Annotated in this window: 14 protein-coding genes, 1 tRNA gene and 1 pseudogene; 12 read left to right on the plus strand and 4 right to left on the minus strand. The window is 67.1% G+C overall.

The features are described 5' to 3' along the window. Positions 1–53 precede the first annotated feature (53 nt). The 12 genes and pseudogenes from uppS to ASF94_RS07710 all read left to right on the plus strand — a co-directional run bounded on the left by uppS (position 54) and on the right by ASF94_RS07710 (position 12322). The gene (uppS, locus tag ASF94_RS07655; protein ID WP_056663893.1) at positions 54–797 is read left to right on the plus strand and encodes a polyprenyl diphosphate synthase; all 744 of its coding nucleotides are present in this window, start codon (positions 54–56) and stop codon (positions 795–797) included. A 34-nt stretch (positions 798–831) separates the two neighbouring features. Continuing rightward, the gene (locus ASF94_RS07660) at positions 832–1686 is read left to right on the plus strand and encodes a phosphatidate cytidylyltransferase (RefSeq protein WP_056663896.1); all 855 of its coding nucleotides are present in this window, start codon (positions 832–834) and stop codon (positions 1684–1686) included. Continuing rightward, the gene (ispC, locus tag ASF94_RS07665; protein ID WP_056663898.1) at positions 1683–2867 is read left to right on the plus strand and encodes a 1-deoxy-D-xylulose-5-phosphate reductoisomerase; all 1185 of its coding nucleotides are present in this window, start codon (positions 1683–1685) and stop codon (positions 2865–2867) included. The genes ASF94_RS07660 and ispC overlap by 4 nt, the downstream gene beginning before the upstream one ends. Before the next feature lie 25 nt (positions 2868–2892). Beyond that, complete coding sequence (rseP, locus tag ASF94_RS07670; RefSeq protein ID WP_056663900.1) at positions 2893–4257, plus strand: RIP metalloprotease RseP; 1365 nt, start codon at positions 2893–2895, stop codon at positions 4255–4257. A 45-nt stretch (positions 4258–4302) separates the two neighbouring features. Continuing rightward, the gene (gene bamA / locus ASF94_RS07675; RefSeq protein ID WP_056663903.1) at positions 4303–6600 is read left to right on the plus strand and encodes an outer membrane protein assembly factor BamA; all 2298 of its coding nucleotides are present in this window, start codon (positions 4303–4305) and stop codon (positions 6598–6600) included. Continuing rightward, positions 6600–7127, plus strand: a complete 528-nt coding sequence (locus ASF94_RS07680) for an OmpH family outer membrane protein (RefSeq protein ID WP_056663905.1) — start codon at positions 6600–6602, stop codon at positions 7125–7127. The genes bamA and ASF94_RS07680 overlap by 1 nt, the downstream gene beginning before the upstream one ends. 42 nt (positions 7128–7169) lie before the next feature. Next, complete coding sequence (gene lpxD, locus ASF94_RS07685) at positions 7170–8153, plus strand: UDP-3-O-(3-hydroxymyristoyl)glucosamine N-acyltransferase (RefSeq protein ID WP_056663909.1); 984 nt, start codon at positions 7170–7172, stop codon at positions 8151–8153. A gap of 12 nt (positions 8154–8165) precedes the next feature. Then, entirely contained in the window at positions 8166–8606 is a 441-nt protein-coding gene (gene fabZ, locus ASF94_RS07690; RefSeq protein ID WP_056663912.1) for a 3-hydroxyacyl-ACP dehydratase FabZ, read from the plus strand. Positions 8607–8631: 25 nt separating this feature from the next. Then, the gene (lpxA, locus tag ASF94_RS07695; RefSeq protein ID WP_056663916.1) at positions 8632–9429 is read left to right on the plus strand and encodes an acyl-ACP--UDP-N-acetylglucosamine O-acyltransferase; all 798 of its coding nucleotides are present in this window, start codon (positions 8632–8634) and stop codon (positions 9427–9429) included. Between the two features lie 19 nt (positions 9430–9448). Beyond that, positions 9449–10618: a lipid-A-disaccharide synthase gene (lpxB, locus tag ASF94_RS07700; protein WP_056663919.1), complete on the plus strand. Its 1170-nt coding sequence runs from the start codon at positions 9449–9451 to the stop codon at positions 10616–10618. Further along, positions 10590–11327 (plus strand): annotated as a pseudogene (gene rnhB, locus ASF94_RS07705) (ribonuclease HII); the annotation flags it as partial. The gene lpxB and the pseudogene rnhB, both read left to right, overlap by 29 nt. 215 nt (positions 11328–11542) lie before the next feature. Further along, positions 11543–12322 carry an RNA methyltransferase gene (locus tag ASF94_RS07710; RefSeq protein WP_056663922.1) on the plus strand — a complete coding sequence of 260 codons (780 nt, stop codon included), beginning with the start codon at positions 11543–11545 and terminating at the stop codon, positions 12320–12322. A gap of 62 nt (positions 12323–12384) precedes the next feature. On the opposite strand, the gene ASF94_RS21775 is transcribed toward ASF94_RS07710, so the two are convergent. From ASF94_RS21775 to pepN, 4 genes are all read right to left on the minus strand, one after another. Then, entirely contained in the window at positions 12385–12762 is a 378-nt protein-coding gene (locus ASF94_RS21775; protein WP_235505295.1) for a hypothetical protein, read from the minus strand. Between the two features lie 601 nt (positions 12763–13363). Continuing rightward, a tRNA-Thr gene (locus ASF94_RS07720) sits at positions 13364–13439 on the minus strand. Positions 13440–13450: 11 nt separating this feature from the next. Further along, positions 13451–14458 (minus strand): class 1 fructose-bisphosphatase, encoded by a 1008-nt coding sequence (locus tag ASF94_RS07725; RefSeq protein ID WP_056663926.1) that lies wholly within the window; start codon positions 14456–14458, stop codon positions 13451–13453. A gap of 42 nt (positions 14459–14500) precedes the next feature. Beyond that, positions 14501–17209, minus strand: a complete 2709-nt coding sequence (gene pepN / locus ASF94_RS07730; RefSeq protein WP_056664840.1) for an aminopeptidase N — start codon at positions 17207–17209, stop codon at positions 14501–14503. Between the last annotated feature and the right edge of the window lie 191 nt (positions 17210–17400).

Here is a 17400-nt window from a genome sequence, read left to right on the forward strand (position 1 = left end):
CGCCTCGCGCGTCCGGCCGTCCCTCCTGCCTTCCTGTCATGGGTGCTCCTTCCATGTCCGCAACGCCCCCCGGCATTCCCGCGCACATCGCGATCGTGATGGACGGCAACGGCCGCTGGGCCACGCGCCGCTTCCTGCCGCGCCTGGCCGGCCATCGCCAGGGCGTGGAATCGCTGCGGCGCTGCGCGCGCGCCTGCGCCGACCGCGGCGTGTCGGTGCTGACGGTCTTCGCGTTCTCCTCGGAGAACTGGAACCGGCCGGCCGACGAGGTCTCGGGCCTGCTCGATCTGATCGCGCGGGCCTTGTCGCGGGAAGTGCCGCACCTGCTCAAAGATGGCGTGCGGCTGCACTTCGTGGGCGACAAGGAAAGCCTGTCCGAGAAGGTGCGCATGGGCCTTTGCGAGGCGGAGCGGGCCACCGCACACAACCACCGCCTGGTGCTGAATGTGTGCTTCAACTACGGTGGCCGCTGGGACATCGCCCAGGCCGCCGCAACCCTGGCCGCGCGCGGCGAGCCCATCACCGAAGCCAGCCTGCACACCACCATGGGGCTGGCCCACGTGCCCGACCCCGACCTCGTCATCCGCACCGGCGGCGAGATGCGCATCAGCAATTTCCTGCTCTGGCAGGCCGCCTACTCCGAGCTGTTCTTCAGCGACCGCCTCTGGCCGGACTTCGACGAAGCGGCGCTGGACGAGGCCATCGCCTCGTTCGCCCGGCGCGAGCGGCGGTTCGGTCGCACGTCCGCGCAGGTTCTGAATGCGGCGGCGCCGCAAACGGACCCATTGCACGCCTGATCCCTCGTTCCACCTCTCATTCGAAGGGCGCTCCATGCTCAAACAGCGTGTCATCACTGCCCTGGTCCTGCTGGCCATCCTGCTGCCGGCGTTGTTCTACCCGTCACCGGTTCCTTTCACCGCTGTCGTGCTCGTGCTCATGGCGGCAGGTGCGTGGGAGTGGGCGCGCCTGAATGGTGTGCAAGGCGCCGCTGCGGTGGCCGTGGGCGGCGTGTGTGTCGCGCTGTGCGGGCTGACCTGGGCTCTCGGTGGCCTGAACAGGCACCTGCCCTGGGTGTGGGCCGTGGGCGGCGCTGCCTGGGTGCTGGGCGGTGCCTGGCTGCTGCGCGCCGGGGTGGCGGGCTGGCCCCGCGTGCCGCGCGCCGTGCGGCTCGTGGGCGGCATTCTCGCGCTCTGGATGGCCTGGGTGGCCGTGGTGCAGGCCCGCATGATGGGCATCAATTTCCTGATGTCGATCCTGGTGCTGGTGTGGGTGGCCGACATCTTTGCCTACTTCGCCGGGCGTGCGTTCGGTCTGCGTTTCACCAGCGGCAAGCTGGCTCCGTCCATCAGCCCCGGCAAGAGCTGGGAGGGCGTGTGGGGTGGCATGGCGGGCGTGGTTGCGCTGGCGTGCGCCTGGGTTGCGGCGGATCACTACTTTCAAGCGGCCGTGCCCAGCTTCTACAGCCGCCTGGCCGCGTCCGGCTGGTGGCTGGTGCTGATCGGCGCCGTGTTCATGGCGGCGATGAGCGTGGTGGGCGATCTGGTCGAGTCGCTCATCAAGCGCAGCGCCGGCGTGAAGGACAGCAGCGCGCTGCTGCCCGGCCACGGCGGCGTGCTCGACCGCATCGACGCGCTGCTGCCCACGCTGCCCCTGGCCATGATGCTCTCCTCCTTCGCCTCTGCATGAAACAACGCCTCACCGTCTTGGGATCGACCGGATCGATCGGTACCAGCACGCTCGACGTGGTCAGCCGCCACCCCGACCGCTACGAAATCTTCGCGCTGAGCGCCGCGACGCAGGTCGACCAGATGCTGGCACAGTGCGCCCGGTTCCAGCCGCGCTTCGCCGTGATGGCGAGTGCGCCGCATGCGCAGGCGCTGGCAGAAAAAATCAAGGCAAATGGCCTGTCTACGCAGGTACTGCAAGGACCTGATGCTATTGAATCGATAGCGTCTCATCCGGATGTCGATCTGGTCATGGCGGCCATCGTCGGCGCTGCCGGGCTGGCGCCCTGTCTGGCTGCCGCGCATGCCGGCAAGCGCCTGCTGCTGGCCAACAAGGAAGCCCTGGTGGTGGGGGCCGATGTCTTCATGGCGGCGGTGAAAACGGGCGGGGCCACCTTGCTGCCCATCGACAGCGAGCACTCGGCGATCTTCCAGAGCCTGCCCGAAGATGCCTCCACCTGGGCTCGCCGCATCGACCATGTGATCCTGACGGCGTCGGGCGGTCCGTTCCGGCAGCGGGACCCGGCCACGCTGCGCGAGGTGACGCCCGAGCAGGCCTGCGCGCACCCGAATTTCTCCATGGGCCGCAAGATCTCGGTCGATTCGGCGACGATGATGAACAAGGCGCTGGAAGTGATCGAAGCGCGCTGGCTGTTCGACCTCACCCCCGATCAGATCAAGGTCGTCATCCACCCGCAGCAGATCATCCATTCGATGGTCCAGTTCGTCGATGCTTCCATCATTGCGCAGCTGGGCACCCCCGACATGCGCGTGCCGATCGCCTGCGGGCTGGCATGGCCCGAGCGCATCGAGAGCGGCGCGGCCCGGCTCGACTTCGCTGCACTGGCGGGCCTTACGTTCGAAGAGGCGGATGCGAAGCGTTTCCCCGGGCTGCATCTCTCCTGGCAGGCGCTGCGTGCAGCACCCGGCACCACCGCCGTGCTGAACGCCGCCAACGAAGTCGCGGTCGCGGCTTTCCTGGAGCGCCGGATCCGCTTCGACCAGATTCACCAGCTGAACCTTGCAACTTTGGAGGCGCTGTCGCCCTCCAAGCCGGATTCGCTCGAAGCCCTGCTGGCGCTGGACGCCGAGGCCCGGGCAGCGGCCGACCGCATCGCGGACCGGCTGCAGGCGTCCGTCTGAATCCGATCTTCGCTGGGAAATTCACATGCTCTTGACCGTGGTTGCTTTCGTCGTCGCGCTGGGCTTGCTGATCGCGGTGCATGAATACGGCCATTACCGCGTCGCCGTGGCCTGCGGGGTCAAGGTGCTGCGGTTTTCGGTGGGTTTCGGCAAGCCGCTGCTGCGCTGGCAGCCCAAGGGCTCGCCCACGGAATTCGTGATCGGTGCCATTCCTTTGGGTGGCTATGTGCGCATGCTCGACGAGCGCGAGGCGCCGGTCGACGCGCAGGAGCGCCATTTGGCGTTCAACACGCAGCCGCTGCGTTCCCGCGCAGCCATCGTGGCCGCAGGACCTGCGGCCAACCTGCTGCTGGCCATCGCGCTGTATGCGGCCGTGAACTGGTCGGGCGTCGAGGAACCGAAAGCCTATCTCGGCAGCCCCGTGGCGGGCTCCATCGCCCAGCGCGCCGGCCTGCAGGGCGGGGAACTGGTGCTCTCGGCCGCCCTGGACGGCGAAGAGGCCGAGCCGGTGCGATCCTTCGAAGACCTGCGCTGGCTGCTGACCCGGGGCGCGCTGGACGGTGACAACGTGCGGCTGGAAGTGCAGCCCGCAGCGGGTTCCGGCCGGCGCCAAGTGCTGCTGGAGCTCTCGCAGATCGAAACCCGCGAGGCCGACGCGCAGCTCTTTCGCAAGATCGGCATCCTCGGCCCCTGGACGCGCCCGGTCATCGGCGAGGTGATGGCCGGCGGTGCGGCGCAGCGCGCCGGGCTGCGGCAGGGCGACCTGGTGCGCCAGGTGGGCGCCACCGTGGTGGTCGATGGCCAGCAGCTGCGGGACGTCATCCGGTCGTCGGTGCGCGGTTCGCAGCCGCTCGCGCAGACCTGGCTCGTCGAGCGCGGCGGCCGCACGCTGTCGTTGCAGGTCACGCCCGATGCGCACCAGGATGCAGGCACGACGGTGGGGCGCATCGGCGCCTACGTCGGCACGCCGCCAGAGTTCGTGACCGTGCGCCACGGTCCGCTGGAAGGTCTCTGGAGCGGCGTGGTGCGCACCTGGGACGTCTCCCTGCTCACGCTCAAGATGATGGGCCGCATGGTGATCGGCGAAGCGTCGATCAAGAACCTGAGCGGGCCGCTCACCATCGCTGATTACGCGGGCCGCTCCGCGAGCATGGGACTCACGCAATACCTGGCTTTCCTGGCCCTCATCAGCGTGAGTCTGGGCGTGCTCAACCTGCTGCCGCTGCCCGTCCTCGATGGGGGGCACCTGATGTATTATCTTTGGGAGGGCGTGACGGGCAAGGGCGTGTCGGAAGCCTGGATGGAGCGCTTGCAACGCGGGGGTGTTGCGGTGCTGCTTCTGATGATGTCCATTGCCCTTTTCAACGATGTCACCCGCCTGTTTGGCTAACTTCACGCCGCGCCTGCAAGCTCGCAGCGGCTACAGCTTCACTTCATGAAAAAACACATCAATCGCATGGACGTGCGCAGAGCGGTGGCCGCGGCCGCCATGGTCCTGTCGGTCAACGCCGCGTGGGCGCTGGAACCCTTCCGGGTGCAGGACATCCGTGTCGAAGGACTGCAGCGCGTCGAGCCCGGCACCATCTTCGCTTCGCTGCCGCTGCGCGTGGGTGATGACTACAACGACGAGAAGGGTTCGGCCGCGATCCGCGCGCTGTTTGCGCTCGGTCTGTTCAAGGACGTGCGGCTCGAGGCGTCCGGCAACGTGCTGGTCGTGGTGGTCGAGGAACGTCCCACCATCGCCGACGTCGACTTTGCCGGCACGAAGGAATTCGACAAGGACACGCTGAAGAAGGCCATGCGCGACGTGGGCCTCACGGAAGGCCGTCCCTACGACAAGGCGCTGGCCGACCGCGCCGAGCAGGAACTCAAGCGCCAGTACATCAGCAAGAGCCTGTACGGAGCCGAGGTCGTGACGACGGTGACGCCCATCGAGCGCAACCGCGTCAACCTCACCTTCACGGTCACCGAAGGGGAGCCCGCCAAGATCAAGGACATCCGCATCGTCGGTGCCAAGGCATTCAGCGAATCGACGCTCAAGGGCCTGTTCGACCAGGACACGGGCGGCTGGCTCAGCTGGTACACCAAGTCGGACCGCTATTCGCGCGCCAAGCTCAATGCCGACCTGGAGACGCTGCGGTCCTACTACCTGTCGCGCGGCTACCTCGAATTCAAGATCGACTCCACCCAGGTCGCCATCTCGCCCGACAAGCAGGACATCACCATCACCGTCAACGTGACGGAAGGCCAGAGCTACGTGGTGTCGGGCGTGAAGATCGAAGGCAACTTCCTCGACCGCGACGACGAGTTCAAGTCGCTGATCACCATCCGCCCGGGCGAGCCGTACAACGCGGACAAGGTGGCGGAAACCACCAAGGCATTCACGGACCACTTCGGCAATTTCGGTTTCGCGTTCGCGCGTGTCGAGGCGGTGCCCGAAATCGATCGTGAGAACAACCGTGTGGCCGTGGTGCTGAAGGCCGAGCCCTCGCGCCGGGCGTATGTGCGCCGCATCAACGTGAGCGGCAACAACCGCACGCGGGACGAAGTGATCCGCCGCGAATTCCGCCAGTACGAAGCCTCCTGGTACGACGGCGACAAGATCAAGCTGTCGCGCGATCGCGTGGACCGCCTGGGCTATTTCACCGAAGTGAACGTCGAGACGCAGGAGGTGCCCGGCTCTCCCGATCAGGTGGATCTGGTCATCAACGTGGCGGAAAAGCCCACCGGCTCGCTGCAGCTGGGCGCCGGCTTCTCCAGCGCCGAAAAGGTCTCGCTGTCCTTCAGCATCAAGCAGGAAAACGTCTTCGGTTCGGGCAACTACCTGGGCGTGGACGTCAACACCAGCAAGTACAACCGCACGCTGGTGTTCAGCACCACGGACCCGTATTTCACCCAGGACGGCATTTCGCGCACGCTCGATCTGTACTACCGCACCAGCAAGCCTTACCAGGAGCAGGGCGGCAACTACGAGCTGGTCACCGCGGGCACCAGCGTGCGCTTCGGTGTGCCGTTCAGCGAGACCGATACCGTGTTCTTCGGCGGCGGCGTCGAGCAGACGAAGATCAAGGCCGGCACCAACATCCCTGCGGCTTACCTCGCTTACGCCGACACCTATGGCGCGACGAGCTTCTCGGTGCCGCTGACGCTGGGCTGGTCGCGCGACGACCGCGACAGCGCGCTGGCGCCCAACTCGGGCCGTTACCAGCGCCTGAATTCGGAGTGGTCCGTGGCTGGCGACGCCCGCTACGTGCGCGGCAACTATCAGATCCAGCAGTACGTCCCGCTCAACAAGCAGTTCACGATGGCATTCAATGGTGAGCTGGCCTTGGGCACGGGCCTGAACGGGCGTCCGTTCCCCGTGTTCAAGAACTACTACTCCGGCGGCCTCGGTTCGGTGCGTGGTTTCGACCAGGGAACGCTGGGTCCGCGCGACGTGACCGGTGCGTCGCTGGGCGGTGCGAGGAAGATCACGCTGAATGCCGAATTCATCGCGCCGTTCCCAGGCGCCGGCAATGACCGCACCCTGCGGGTCTTCACCTTCCTGGACGCCGGCAACGTCTATGGCGAGAACGACAGGGTGGAACTGAGCGAGCTGCGCGCTTCGGCCGGGCTGGGCCTGAGCTGGATTTCCCCACTCGGCCCGCTGCGCATCGCCTTCGCGCAACCGGTGCGCAAGTTCGCCGGCGATAGAATCCAGAAACTGCAATTCCAGATCGGAACGTCTTTCTAATGAAATCCTTTTCCCGCCACATTCCTCTCGTCCTCCTGCTCGGCACGCTGTCTGCTGCAGTGCCTGCCCAGGCGCAGGAGTTCAAGGCCGGGTTCGTGAACACCGACCGTATCTTCCGTGAAGCCAATACCGCCAAGGCGGCCCAGGCCAAGCTGGAGCAGGAATTCTCCCGCCGCGAAAAAGACCTGGTCGATCAAGGCAACGCCCTGAAGACCGCGACGGAGAAATTCGAACGCGAAGCGCCGACCATGGCCGAAAGCCAGCGCACCACCCGCCAGCGCCAGCTGGTGGAGCAGGACCGCGATTTCCAGCGCAAGCGCCGCGAGTTCCAGGAAGACCTGGGCGCCCGCAAGAACGAAGAGCTGAGCCAGGTGCTCGAGCGCGCCAACCGCGTGGTCAAGCAAGTGGCAGAGGCCGAGAAGTACGACGTGATCCTGCAGGAAGCCGTCTACATCAACCCCAAGCACGACATCACCGACAAGGTGCTGAAGGCGCTGAATGCAGCGAATGGCACGGCCGCCAAGTGAGCTGCTGCAGCCTGAGCCGTCGCGCGTGGTGACGGGTCGTTCGTGAGCTTGCGCCTCGGAGCGATCGTCGATGCGCTGGGTGGGACTCTGGAGGGTGGTGATGGCGAGGTGGAGATACTCCGCATCGCACCCCTCGAGTCCGCAGGACCTGGCGACCTCGCCTTCCTGAACAACCCGCGATACCAGCCCCAACTGGCCGCCTCCCGGGCGGCCTGTGTCATTGTGGCGCCCGCGTTGCGGGACGCCGCGCTGGCGCGCGGGGCGTGCATCGTCACGCCCGATCCCTACGTGTACTTCGCCCGGGTGACGCAACTCTGGAAGCGCGCGTATGCGCCCTCGGCGGCCGGTGGCGTGCACCCCTCGGCGGTGGTCGATGCCGAGGCGTTCGTCGATCCCACGGCCACGGTCGGCCCGCTCTGCGTGGTGGAGCGGGGCGCCCACATCGGCGCTCATACCGTGCTGAAGTCGCGCGTCACCCTCGGTGAGGGCTGCCGCATCGGGGAGCGCTGCCTGGTGCATCCCGGGGTGGTTATCGGCGCCGACGGCTTCGGGTTCGCCCCGCAACGCGGCACCTGGGTCAAGATCGAGCAGCTGGGCGCCGTGCGGATCGGCGACGACGTGGAGATCGGGGCCAACACCTGCATCGACCGGGGCGCGCTCGAAGACACCGTGATCGAAGACGGCGTCAAGCTGGACAACCTGATCCAGATCGCGCACAACGTCCGGATCGGCCGACACACCGCGATGGCGGGATGCTCTGGCGTCGCCGGCAGCAGCACCATCGGCGCGCATTGCACCATTGGTGGCGCGGCATCGATCCTGGGTCATCTGGAGCTGGCCGACAACGTGCATGTGTCGACCAACACCGTGGTCACGCATTCGCTGAAACGCCCCGGGCATTACACCGGCGTCTACCCGATGGACGAAAATGCGAAGTGGGAAAAGAACGCAGCGACGCTCCGGAACCTGCACGGCCTGCGCGAGCGGATCAAGGCCCTTGAAAAACAAACTGAAAAGGACGGCTAGGCCGCTCCAGCAATGATGGACATTCACCAAATTCTCAAGCTCCTGCCCCACCGTTATCCGTTTCTGCTGGTGGACCGGGTGGTCGAGCTCGAACGGGGCAAGTGCATCCGTGCACTCAAGAACGTCACCATCAACGAACCCTTTTTCACGGGCCATTTCCCGGCCCGTCCGGTCATGCCCGGCGTGCTCATCCTGGAAGCGCTGGCGCAGGCCGCCGGGCTGCTGTCGTTCGACATGATGGGCGAGGCCCCCGGCGACGACAAGGTGTTCTACTTCGTCGGCATCGACGGCGCGCGCTTCAAGCGGCCCGTGGAGCCGGGCGACCAGCTCATGCTGAATGTCGAGCTCGACCGCATCAAGGGCGGGATCTACAAGTTCAAGGGCGTGGCACGCGTGGGCGACAGCGTGGCCTGCGAAGCCGAGATCATGTGCACCATGCGCAGCGTGGTCTGAGCGGTCCACGAGGGCAGGGCGGCACGTGAGCAGCAGCACCAGCATTCACCCCACCGCGGTGGTCGACAGCGCGGCGCGTATCGACGCGTCCGTCGCCATCGGGCCTTACGCCGTCATCGGGCCGCAGGTGAGCATCGGTCCAGGAACCACCATCGGCGCGCACTGCGTGATCGAGGGCCGCACGACCATCGGCGCGGACAATCGGATCTTCCAGTTCGCCTCGCTCGGCGCGGCCCCGCAAGACAAGAAGTACGCGGGCGAGCCGACCGAGCTGGTCATCGGCGACCGCAACACCATCCGGGAATTCTGTACGTTCAACACCGGCACCGCGCAGGACCGTGGCGTGACCACACTGGGCGACGACAACTGGGTGATGGCCTATGTGCACATCGCGCATGACTGCGTGGTCGGCAACCAGACGATCCTCGCCAACAACGCCACGCTGGCGGGCCATGTCCATGTGGGCGACCACGCCATCATCGGCGGGCTGACGGGCGTGCACCAGTTCACCCACGTCGGCGCCCATGCCATGGCGGGCTTCGCCAGCCACGTGTCGCAGGATGTGCCGCCCTTCATGATGGTGGACGGCAACCCGCTGGCCGTGCGCGGGCTGAATGTGGAAGGACTGCGCCGCCGCGGTTTTTCCGCCGCGCGCATCGCCGGCATCAAGCAGGCGCACCGTGTGCTCTACCGGCAGGGCCTGACGCTGGACGCTGCCCTGGCGGCCCTGCAGGATCTGCCTGCGGAGCATCCCGAAGCCGCTGCCGACATCGCACTGCTGCGCGACTTCGTCGCCGCGTCGCGGCGCGGCATCGCGCGCTGAAATTCAGGAAGCGATCACGATGGGGCAGACGCCACGCGTAGCCATGGTTGCCGGCGAGACGTCCGGCGATCTGTTGGCCGGGCTGCTGCTCGACGGTCTGCGCAGGCAGTGGCCGGGCCTGGTCGCCCAGGGCATCGGCGGCCCGCAGATGGAGCGGCGCGGTTTCGATGCGTGGTGGCCGAGCGAGCGGCTGGCCGTGCATGGCTACAGCCTGGAGCTGGTGCAAAAGCTGCTCGGCATCCTGTCGATCCGCAAGCAGCTGCGCCAGCGGCTCCTGCAGGGGCCCGGTGAGCGGCCCGACGTCTTCATCGGCGTAGATGCGCCGGATTTCAACCTGGGACTGGAGGCGGCCCTCCGCGCCGAAGGTGTGAAGACCGTGCATTTCGTCTGCCCTTCGATCTGGGCCTGGCGGGCGGATCGGGTGGAGAAGATCCGCCGCAGCGCCGACCACGTCCTGTGCATTTTCCCCTTCGAGCCCGCGCTGCTTGCCAGCCACGGCATCGCCGCCACCTATGTGGGGCATCCGCTGGCCAACGTCATTCCCATGGAGCCCGACCGCGCCGCCGCGCGCGCCCAGCTCGGACTGGCGGCAGGCGACGAGGTGGTCGCCATCCTGCCCGGCAGCCGCTCCGCCGAAGTGGCCTACATCACCGAGCCGTTCTTTCGGGCGGCGGCGCTGATGCTGCAAGCGCGCCCCGCGCTCAAGATCATCGTGCCCGCCGTCCCCGCGCTACAGCACCGCATCGAGCAGATCGCGCGCGAGTGCGGTCTGCCACCGGCCCATCTCCAGATCATCCGCGGTCAGTCGCATACGGCGCTGGCTGCCTGCGACTGCACGCTGATCGCCAGCGGCACCGCCACGCTGGAGGCTGCGCTCTTCAAGCGCCCCATGGTCATCGGCTACCACATGCACCCCATCAGCTGGCGGTTGATGCGCCGCAAGCAGCTGCAGCCCTGGGTGGGCCTGCCGAACATCCTGTGCCAGGACTTCGTCGTGCCGGAACTGCTGCAGGACCAGGCCACGCCCCGGGCGCTGGCCGACGCTATGCTGCAGTGGCTGGATGCCCCCCGCAACAACCCGTCCGCGCTGACCGCGCTGCATGCACGCTTCACGGCGCTGCATGAAAGCCTGCGGCGCGACACGCCGCGCCTTGCCGCCGATGCGATCCAGAAAATCATCGCTGCCTGAGCAGGGCTCGCTCGCCTGGCATCCGCCCGGCCTGGTGGCCGGCGTGGACGAGGCCGGCCGGGGGCCGCTGGCGGGCCCCGTGGTGGCGGCAGCCGTCATTCTGGACGAGCGCCAACCCATCAAGGGCCTGGCGGACTCCAAGACGCTGACGGCCCTGCGCCGCGAAAAGCTCTACGACGAGATCCGTGCCAAGGCGCTGTGCTGCAGCGTGGCGCAGGCCAGCGTCGGCGAGATCGACGACATCAACATCCTGCAGGCCACGATGCTCGCCATGCGGCGCGCCGTGCAGGGCCTGCGACTGCGGCCGGTGCGCGTTCTGGTGGACGGCAACCGCCTGCCGTTGCTCGACGTGCCGGCCGATGCCATCGTCAAGGGCGATGCGCTGGTGCAGGCCATCTCGGCCGCTTCCATCCTGGCCAAGGTCACGCGCGACCGCTGGTGCGCCGAGCTGCATTCGCAGTACCCGCAGTACGGATTCGCCGCGCACAAGGGCTATGGCACGGCCGAGCACCTGGCCGCGCTGCGCCAGCACGGCGCATGTCCGGAGCACCGTCGGTCGTTCAGCCCGGTGGCGCAAGTGCTGCAGGTCACCCGGCCGGGACAGGGCGGCTCGATCCTCACCGAGACGACCGTATCCACGGCGGTTCTGGCATCGCCGACGGAGGCTTCGGTGCGTTCCGCGCCCGCCAGCGCCGTGGCTGCCAATGCCGACGATGCCGACGATGCCCAGTGGGGCCTGGCCGATCAGGTCAGCCTGCTGCAGGTCAGCAGCACCGTGCTGACGCTGATGCCGCCGCCCAGCCTGCCGGGCGGAGCGCCCCGGCGCCCCGCGCGCAACCGCGCCTGAGCCGGCGCAGCCCGACGGTTCGCCGAGGCAGCCATTCCGAGTTTTCATTTTGGGCTCTGCCCTCCCGAGCTCCCCGCATGACATCCCCCATCACGCCCATCCGATCCCGCGACAACACGCTCGTCAAGGACCTGCGCCGGCTGGCGCAGGACAGCACGGCCTACCGCAAGCAGGGGTGCGTCTGGCTGGAGGGCGACCATCTCTGTCGCGCAGCGCTCGACCGGGGCCAGCGGCCGGCCACGGCGGTGTTTTCGGAGTCTTTCTGGCCCCTCGCGCACGGTGAGTATGGACATGCCGCTATCAAAAATATAGTGATCGACGACGCCTTGTGGCCCGACATCAGTTCGCTGGAATCACCCGCCCGCATGGGCTTTGTGCTGGAGCTGCCCTCCGTCCAGGGCCTGCAGCCGGGCGTGTCCACCGTGGTGCTCGACCGGCTGCAGGATGCGGGCAACGTCGGCTCCATCCTGCGCAGCGCGTCGGCCTTCGGTTTCGGTCAGGTCGCTGCCTTGAAAGGCACGGCTGCGCTCTGGAGCGCCAAGGTCCTGCGCGCCGGCATGGGCGCGCACTTCGCGCTCCGGATGGTGGAAGGGCTGGAGCCGCAGGACATCGAGGCGCTGGGCCTGCCGCTGCTGGCCACCAGCTCGCACCAGGGCCACTATCTGCACCGTGCCAGCCTGCCCTGGCCGTGCGCCTGGGTCATGGGCCATGAAGGGCAGGGCGTGTCGGACACGCTGCAGCAGCGCGCAGCCCAGCACATCCGCATCACGCAGCCGGGCGGGGAGGAGTCGCTCAACGTCGGCGCGGCGGCCGCCATCTGCCTGCACGCCAGCGCAGCGGCTCGGTCCGCCGACTGACGGAGCGGCCGAGGCCGGGGCGCTGCCGCGTGCCCACGGGGCGCGGGGCAGGGCGATAGCGCTCAGTGGTTGCGCAGGAACTGCTGGATGAAGTCGCCCTGGTTGGGCGCGTCCTCCTGCGTGGTGAAGACCAGTTGCTGGCCCTCGACCCGCAGCTTCAGTTCGTCGCCGAAACGGCAACTGACCCGGCCCAGTTCGGCCACCTTCGCCTTGAACGCCGGCGTACTGCGGCACTGCTGGTCCAACTGCTCGGCCACTTCGCCGCAGTAGCCGGCGATGCTCATGCTCTTGAACTGCGCCTCGGTGATGGAGGGCCAGTCCACCGTGGTCTTGACCTGCGTGCCGCACGATTCGCTCGCGGTCTGGTCGGCACGCTGCAGTGCCTGCTGGGCCTGCGCCATGCGCTTTTCACGGTCGAAGCGGGCCAGCGTGTTCTGCACGCCTTCCTTGTTCTGCCGCTCGTAGGTGGCCAGCAGCGACGCAGGTTGCAGGGCCTTGCTTTTCTGCTCGTCGTAGGTGAGCGAGATGCCTTCGCGCTGCCGGGCAGATAGGCCAGCGTCTGCTCGCCACCGCCATAGGGGCTGCGCTGCTTTTGCACGAGGCCATGCGCCCGGCCGTCCAGCGTGGTGACGAACGCCTCGGTCGAGGCGCCGCGCTGCTCGCGCTTGCCGAGGAAGACGACCGAGTCCACGGGGTTGTTGACGCCACTCACCCGCATCAACGCCTCCTTGCCGTCGCGGCTGGGAGCGAAGGCCACCTCCACGCCCTGCGGGCCGTTGAACACCTGTGGGTATTTGGCGAGTTCGATGGCCGAGGCCCCGAACGAAAGCAGGACCATCGCGCAGCCGAGCGCGACCGAAGACTTGAACATGCAGACAACTCCTGACTGATCTGAGGGGGGCCTCCAAGAAGGCATCCGCAGAAGTCTAGCCAGAATGCATGGCGCCGAAGGCCGATCGCCGGGGCCAGGATGTTGCAAACCGTTGGCCCCACGCGGCCATGAAAAAAGCCCTGACTCTTGCGAATCAGGGCTTTTTTGTTTGGTGCCGGAGAGATGAATCGAACACCCGACCTTCTCATTACGAATGAGCTGCTCTACCGACTGAGCTACACCGGCGAAGACTTGAATTATATACCGGAATGGTAGCCGGTCACGCGTTCGACTTCATTTTTTGAGCCGAGGATCACGCTGACGCGCTGGTGCAGTTGCGTGGGCTCGATGTCGAGGATGCGCTGGCGGCCATCGGTGGCGGCGCCGCCCGCCTGCTCGACCAGCCAGCCCATGGGGTTGGCCTCATACATCAGGCGCAGCTTGCCGGGCTTGTTCGGTTCGCGCTTGTCCCAGGGATAGAGGAACACACCGCCACGGGTCAGGATGCGGTGCACGTCCGCCACCATGCTGGCGATCCAGCGCATGTTGAAGTCCTTGCCGCGCGGGCCTTCGGTGCCTTCCAGACATTCGTCGATGTAGCGCTTCACCGGGGCGTCCCAGTGCCGCATGTTGCTCATGTTGATCGCGAATTCCTTGGTGTCGGCCGGGATCTTCACGTTCTCTTCGATCAGCACGAACGAGCCCTGCTCGCGGTCCAGCGTGAACATGGCCACGCCGTCGCCCACGGTCAGCACCAGGGTGGTCTGCGGGCCGTAGATGCAGTAGCCGGCCGCGACCTGCTTGCTGCCGGCCTGCAGGAAGTCTTCCGTGGTGACGCCCGGATGGCCTTCGGGTTTTTTCAGCACGCTGAAGATGGTGCCGATGCTGACGTTCACGTCGATGTTGGAGGAGCCGTCCAGGGGATCGAACAGCAGCAGGTATTCGCCCTGCGGGTAGCGGTTGGGCACCACGTAGATGCTGTCCATCTCCTCCGACGCCATGGCCGCCAGGTGGCCGCCCCATTCATTGGCTTCGATCAGCACCTCGTTGGCGATGATGTCCAGCTTCTTCTGCACCTCGCCCTGCACGTTCTCGCTGCTGGCCGAGCCGAGCACGCCGCCCAGGGCGCCCTTGTTCACGGCGTGGCTGATGTGCTTGCAGGCGCGCGCCACCACTTCCAGCAGCAGACGCAGTTGCGAGGGAATGAGGCCGTCGACGCGTTGCTGCTCGACGAGGTAGCGGGTTAGGCTGATCTTCTGGGCCATAAAGGGTTCTTTCGTTGGGATGCGGTGATGGGCGGTGCGCCGTCAGTCGGCGAGCGCGCGCGTGACGACTTCGCGGACGTCGTTCGACAGCGCGGGCTTGGCGGCCACGCGTTCGATCGCGGCGCGGGCGGCGGTACGGTAGGGTTCGGCCAGCTGGGTCCAGCGGTCGAGCGAGCGTGCCAGGCGCGAGGCGACCTGCGGGTTGATCGCGTCCAGCTCCAGCACGCGGTCGGCCCAGAAGGCATAGCCCGCACCGTCCTGGCGGTGGAAGCCGCCCGGATTGGCGTTGCAGTAGCTGAAGATCACGCTGCGGGCGCGGTTGGGGTTCTTGATGCTGAAGTCCGGGTGCGTCAGCAGGGCCTTCACGGCCGGCAGGGCCTGGCCGCCGCGGTCGGGCGTGGAGGCCTGCAGCGCAAACCACTTGTCCAGCACCAGCGCATCGTCCTTGAACAGGGCATGGAAGCGGGCCAGCGCCTGTTCGGCCAGCGGCTGACCGCTGCCGACCAGCGCGCTCAGCGCGTTGAACCGGTCCGTCATGTTGCCCGCGTCCTTGAAGCGCTGGTAGGCCCGGCCGGGCCAGACCGTGTCGCCCGACTCGCGCGCGGCCAGGCACAGCATGGCCAGCGCCATGCCGGCCAGCGCGCGGCGGCCCGACGAGAGCGCGTCGGGGCGGTAGGCGCCGGTGTCGTGGTGCTGGTCCCAGATGGCTTCCCATTCCGGCTGCAGAGCGACGGCCAGTTGCGTGCGCATGGCACTGCGCACGGCATGGATGCGCTGGGGATCGACCACGTCGAGCTGCTCGGCGATGTAGCCCTCGGATGGCAGGGTCAGCACCAGCTCCTTGAAGGCCGCGTCCAGCGTGGGATGGCGCAGCACGTCGCGCATGGCGGCGATGTAGCTCTGCGGCAGCAAATCAGGGGTATATGGGGCTTCGGCGCCCGTGTCGCCTTGGGAGTTTGCTATTGAAGTAATAGCAAAACGCAGCGCCAGGCGCTGGCCGGCCTCCCAGCGGTTGAAGGCATCGGTGTCGTGCGCCAGCAGCGCCAGCAGTTCCTCGTCGGTGTACTCGATGTCCAGATGCACCGGTGCGCTGAAGCCGCGCAGCAGCGAGGGCACCGGGGCGGAATCGATGTTGACGAAGGTGTAGCTGTGGCTGGGCTCGGTCAGCACCACGGTGCGGTCGGCACCGCCGGGGGCGGCTTCGCCCTCCAGCTGCAGCGCGACGGGCTGGCCGTTCGCGTCCAGCAGGCCCAGTGCGACGGGAATGACCATGGGCAGCTTCTCTGCCTGGCCAGGCGTGGGCGCGAGCGACTGCGACAGCGTGAGCGTGTAGGTGCGGGCCGCCATGTCGTAGTTGCCGGTGGCGCGCACGCGGGGCGTGCCGGCTTGGGCGTACCAACGCTTGAACTGTGGCAGCAAGCGGGCCAGGTCGCTGTCGGGGTTGGCGTCGGCAATGGCCTGGGCGAAGTCGTCGCAGGTCACGGCCTGGCCGTCGTGGCGCTCGAAGTAGAGCTTCATGCCCTTGGCGAAACCGTCACGGCCGACCAGCGTGTGCTGCATGCGGACGACTTCCGAGCCCTTTTCGTAGATGGTGACGGTGTAGAAGTTGTTGATCTCGACATAGCTGTCGGGGCGCACCGGGTGGGCCATCGGGCCGGCGTCTTCCGGAAACTGCACCGTGCGCAGCACGCGCACGTCTTCGATGCGCTTGACGGCGCGTGCCGATGGGCTGCCCGACAGGTCCTGGCTGAATTCCTGGTCGCGAAAGACGGTGAGGCCTTCCTTCAGCGACAGCTGGAACCAGTCGCGGCAGGTGACGCGGTTGCCCGTCCAGTTGTGGAAATACTCGTGCCCCACCACCGATTCGATGTTGCCGAAGTCCACGTCCGTGGCCGTCGCCTGGCTGGCCAGCACGTACTTCGTGTTGAAGATGTTCAGGCCCTTGTTCTCCATCGCGCCCATGTTGAAGTCGCTGGTGGCGACGATCATGAAGCGCTCCAGGTCCAGCGGCAGGCCGAAGCGGGCCTCGTCCCAGGCGATGCTCGCCATCAGCGAATTCATCGCGTGCTCGGTCTTCTCCAGGTCGCCCGGGCGCACGTAGATCTGCAGCAGGTGGTCGGTGCCGCTGCGGGCGCGGATGCGCTGCTCGCGCGCCACCAGCTTGCCCGCGACCAGCGCGAACAGGTAACAGGGCTTCTTGTGCGGGTCGACCCATTTGGCGAAGTGGCGGCCGTCGTCCAGCTCACCCTGTTCGACCAGGTTGCCGTTCGACAGCAGCACCGGGTAGTCGGCCTGGCTGGCGCGCAGCAGCACGCTGTAGCTGGCCATCACGTCGGGCCGGTCGAGGAAGTAGGTGATGCGGCGGAAGCCCTCGGCCTCGCACTGCGTGAAGAAGGTGCCCTGGCTCACGTAGAGCCCCGACAGCTGCGTGTTCTTCGCGGGGCAGCAGGTGGTGAAGATCTCCAGATCGAAAGGCTCCTCGCCTTCGGGGAGGTTCTCCAGCACCAGGCAGCTGCCCTCCATCTTGAACGACGTGCCGGCGCCGTTGACCATCACGCGGGCCAGGTTCAGTTCGTCGCCATCCAGCCGCAGCGGCGCGGCCGGCACGGCGGGGTTGCGGCGCACCCGCATCTTGTTGAGCACGCGGGTCTTGGCCGGGTCCAGGTCGAATGTCAGGTCGACCGTGTCGATCCACCATGCGGGGGCCTGGTAGTCGGCGCGGTGCACGGTCTGTGCTTGTCCTTCACGCATCATGGATGCTTCTCCAAAAATTGGTTGTTGAGCCGGGTCAAAGAAATCGGGTGTCGGAGGGGGATCATGTTGCCACTCCGTGGCGAGGCACTGGCGCCATGCCGAGAGGCATGGCGGCGCGACAGGGGCTGGCGCGCAGGTTCCTCGGCGATGAGACGCGGTGCGCGCACCGCTGGGGTGGGTTGGCACGC

The sequence above is a fragment of the Acidovorax sp. Leaf160 genome (assembly GCF_001424265.1).
In the GTDB taxonomy this organism is placed as follows: Bacteria; Pseudomonadota; Gammaproteobacteria; order Burkholderiales; family Burkholderiaceae_C; genus Paracidovorax.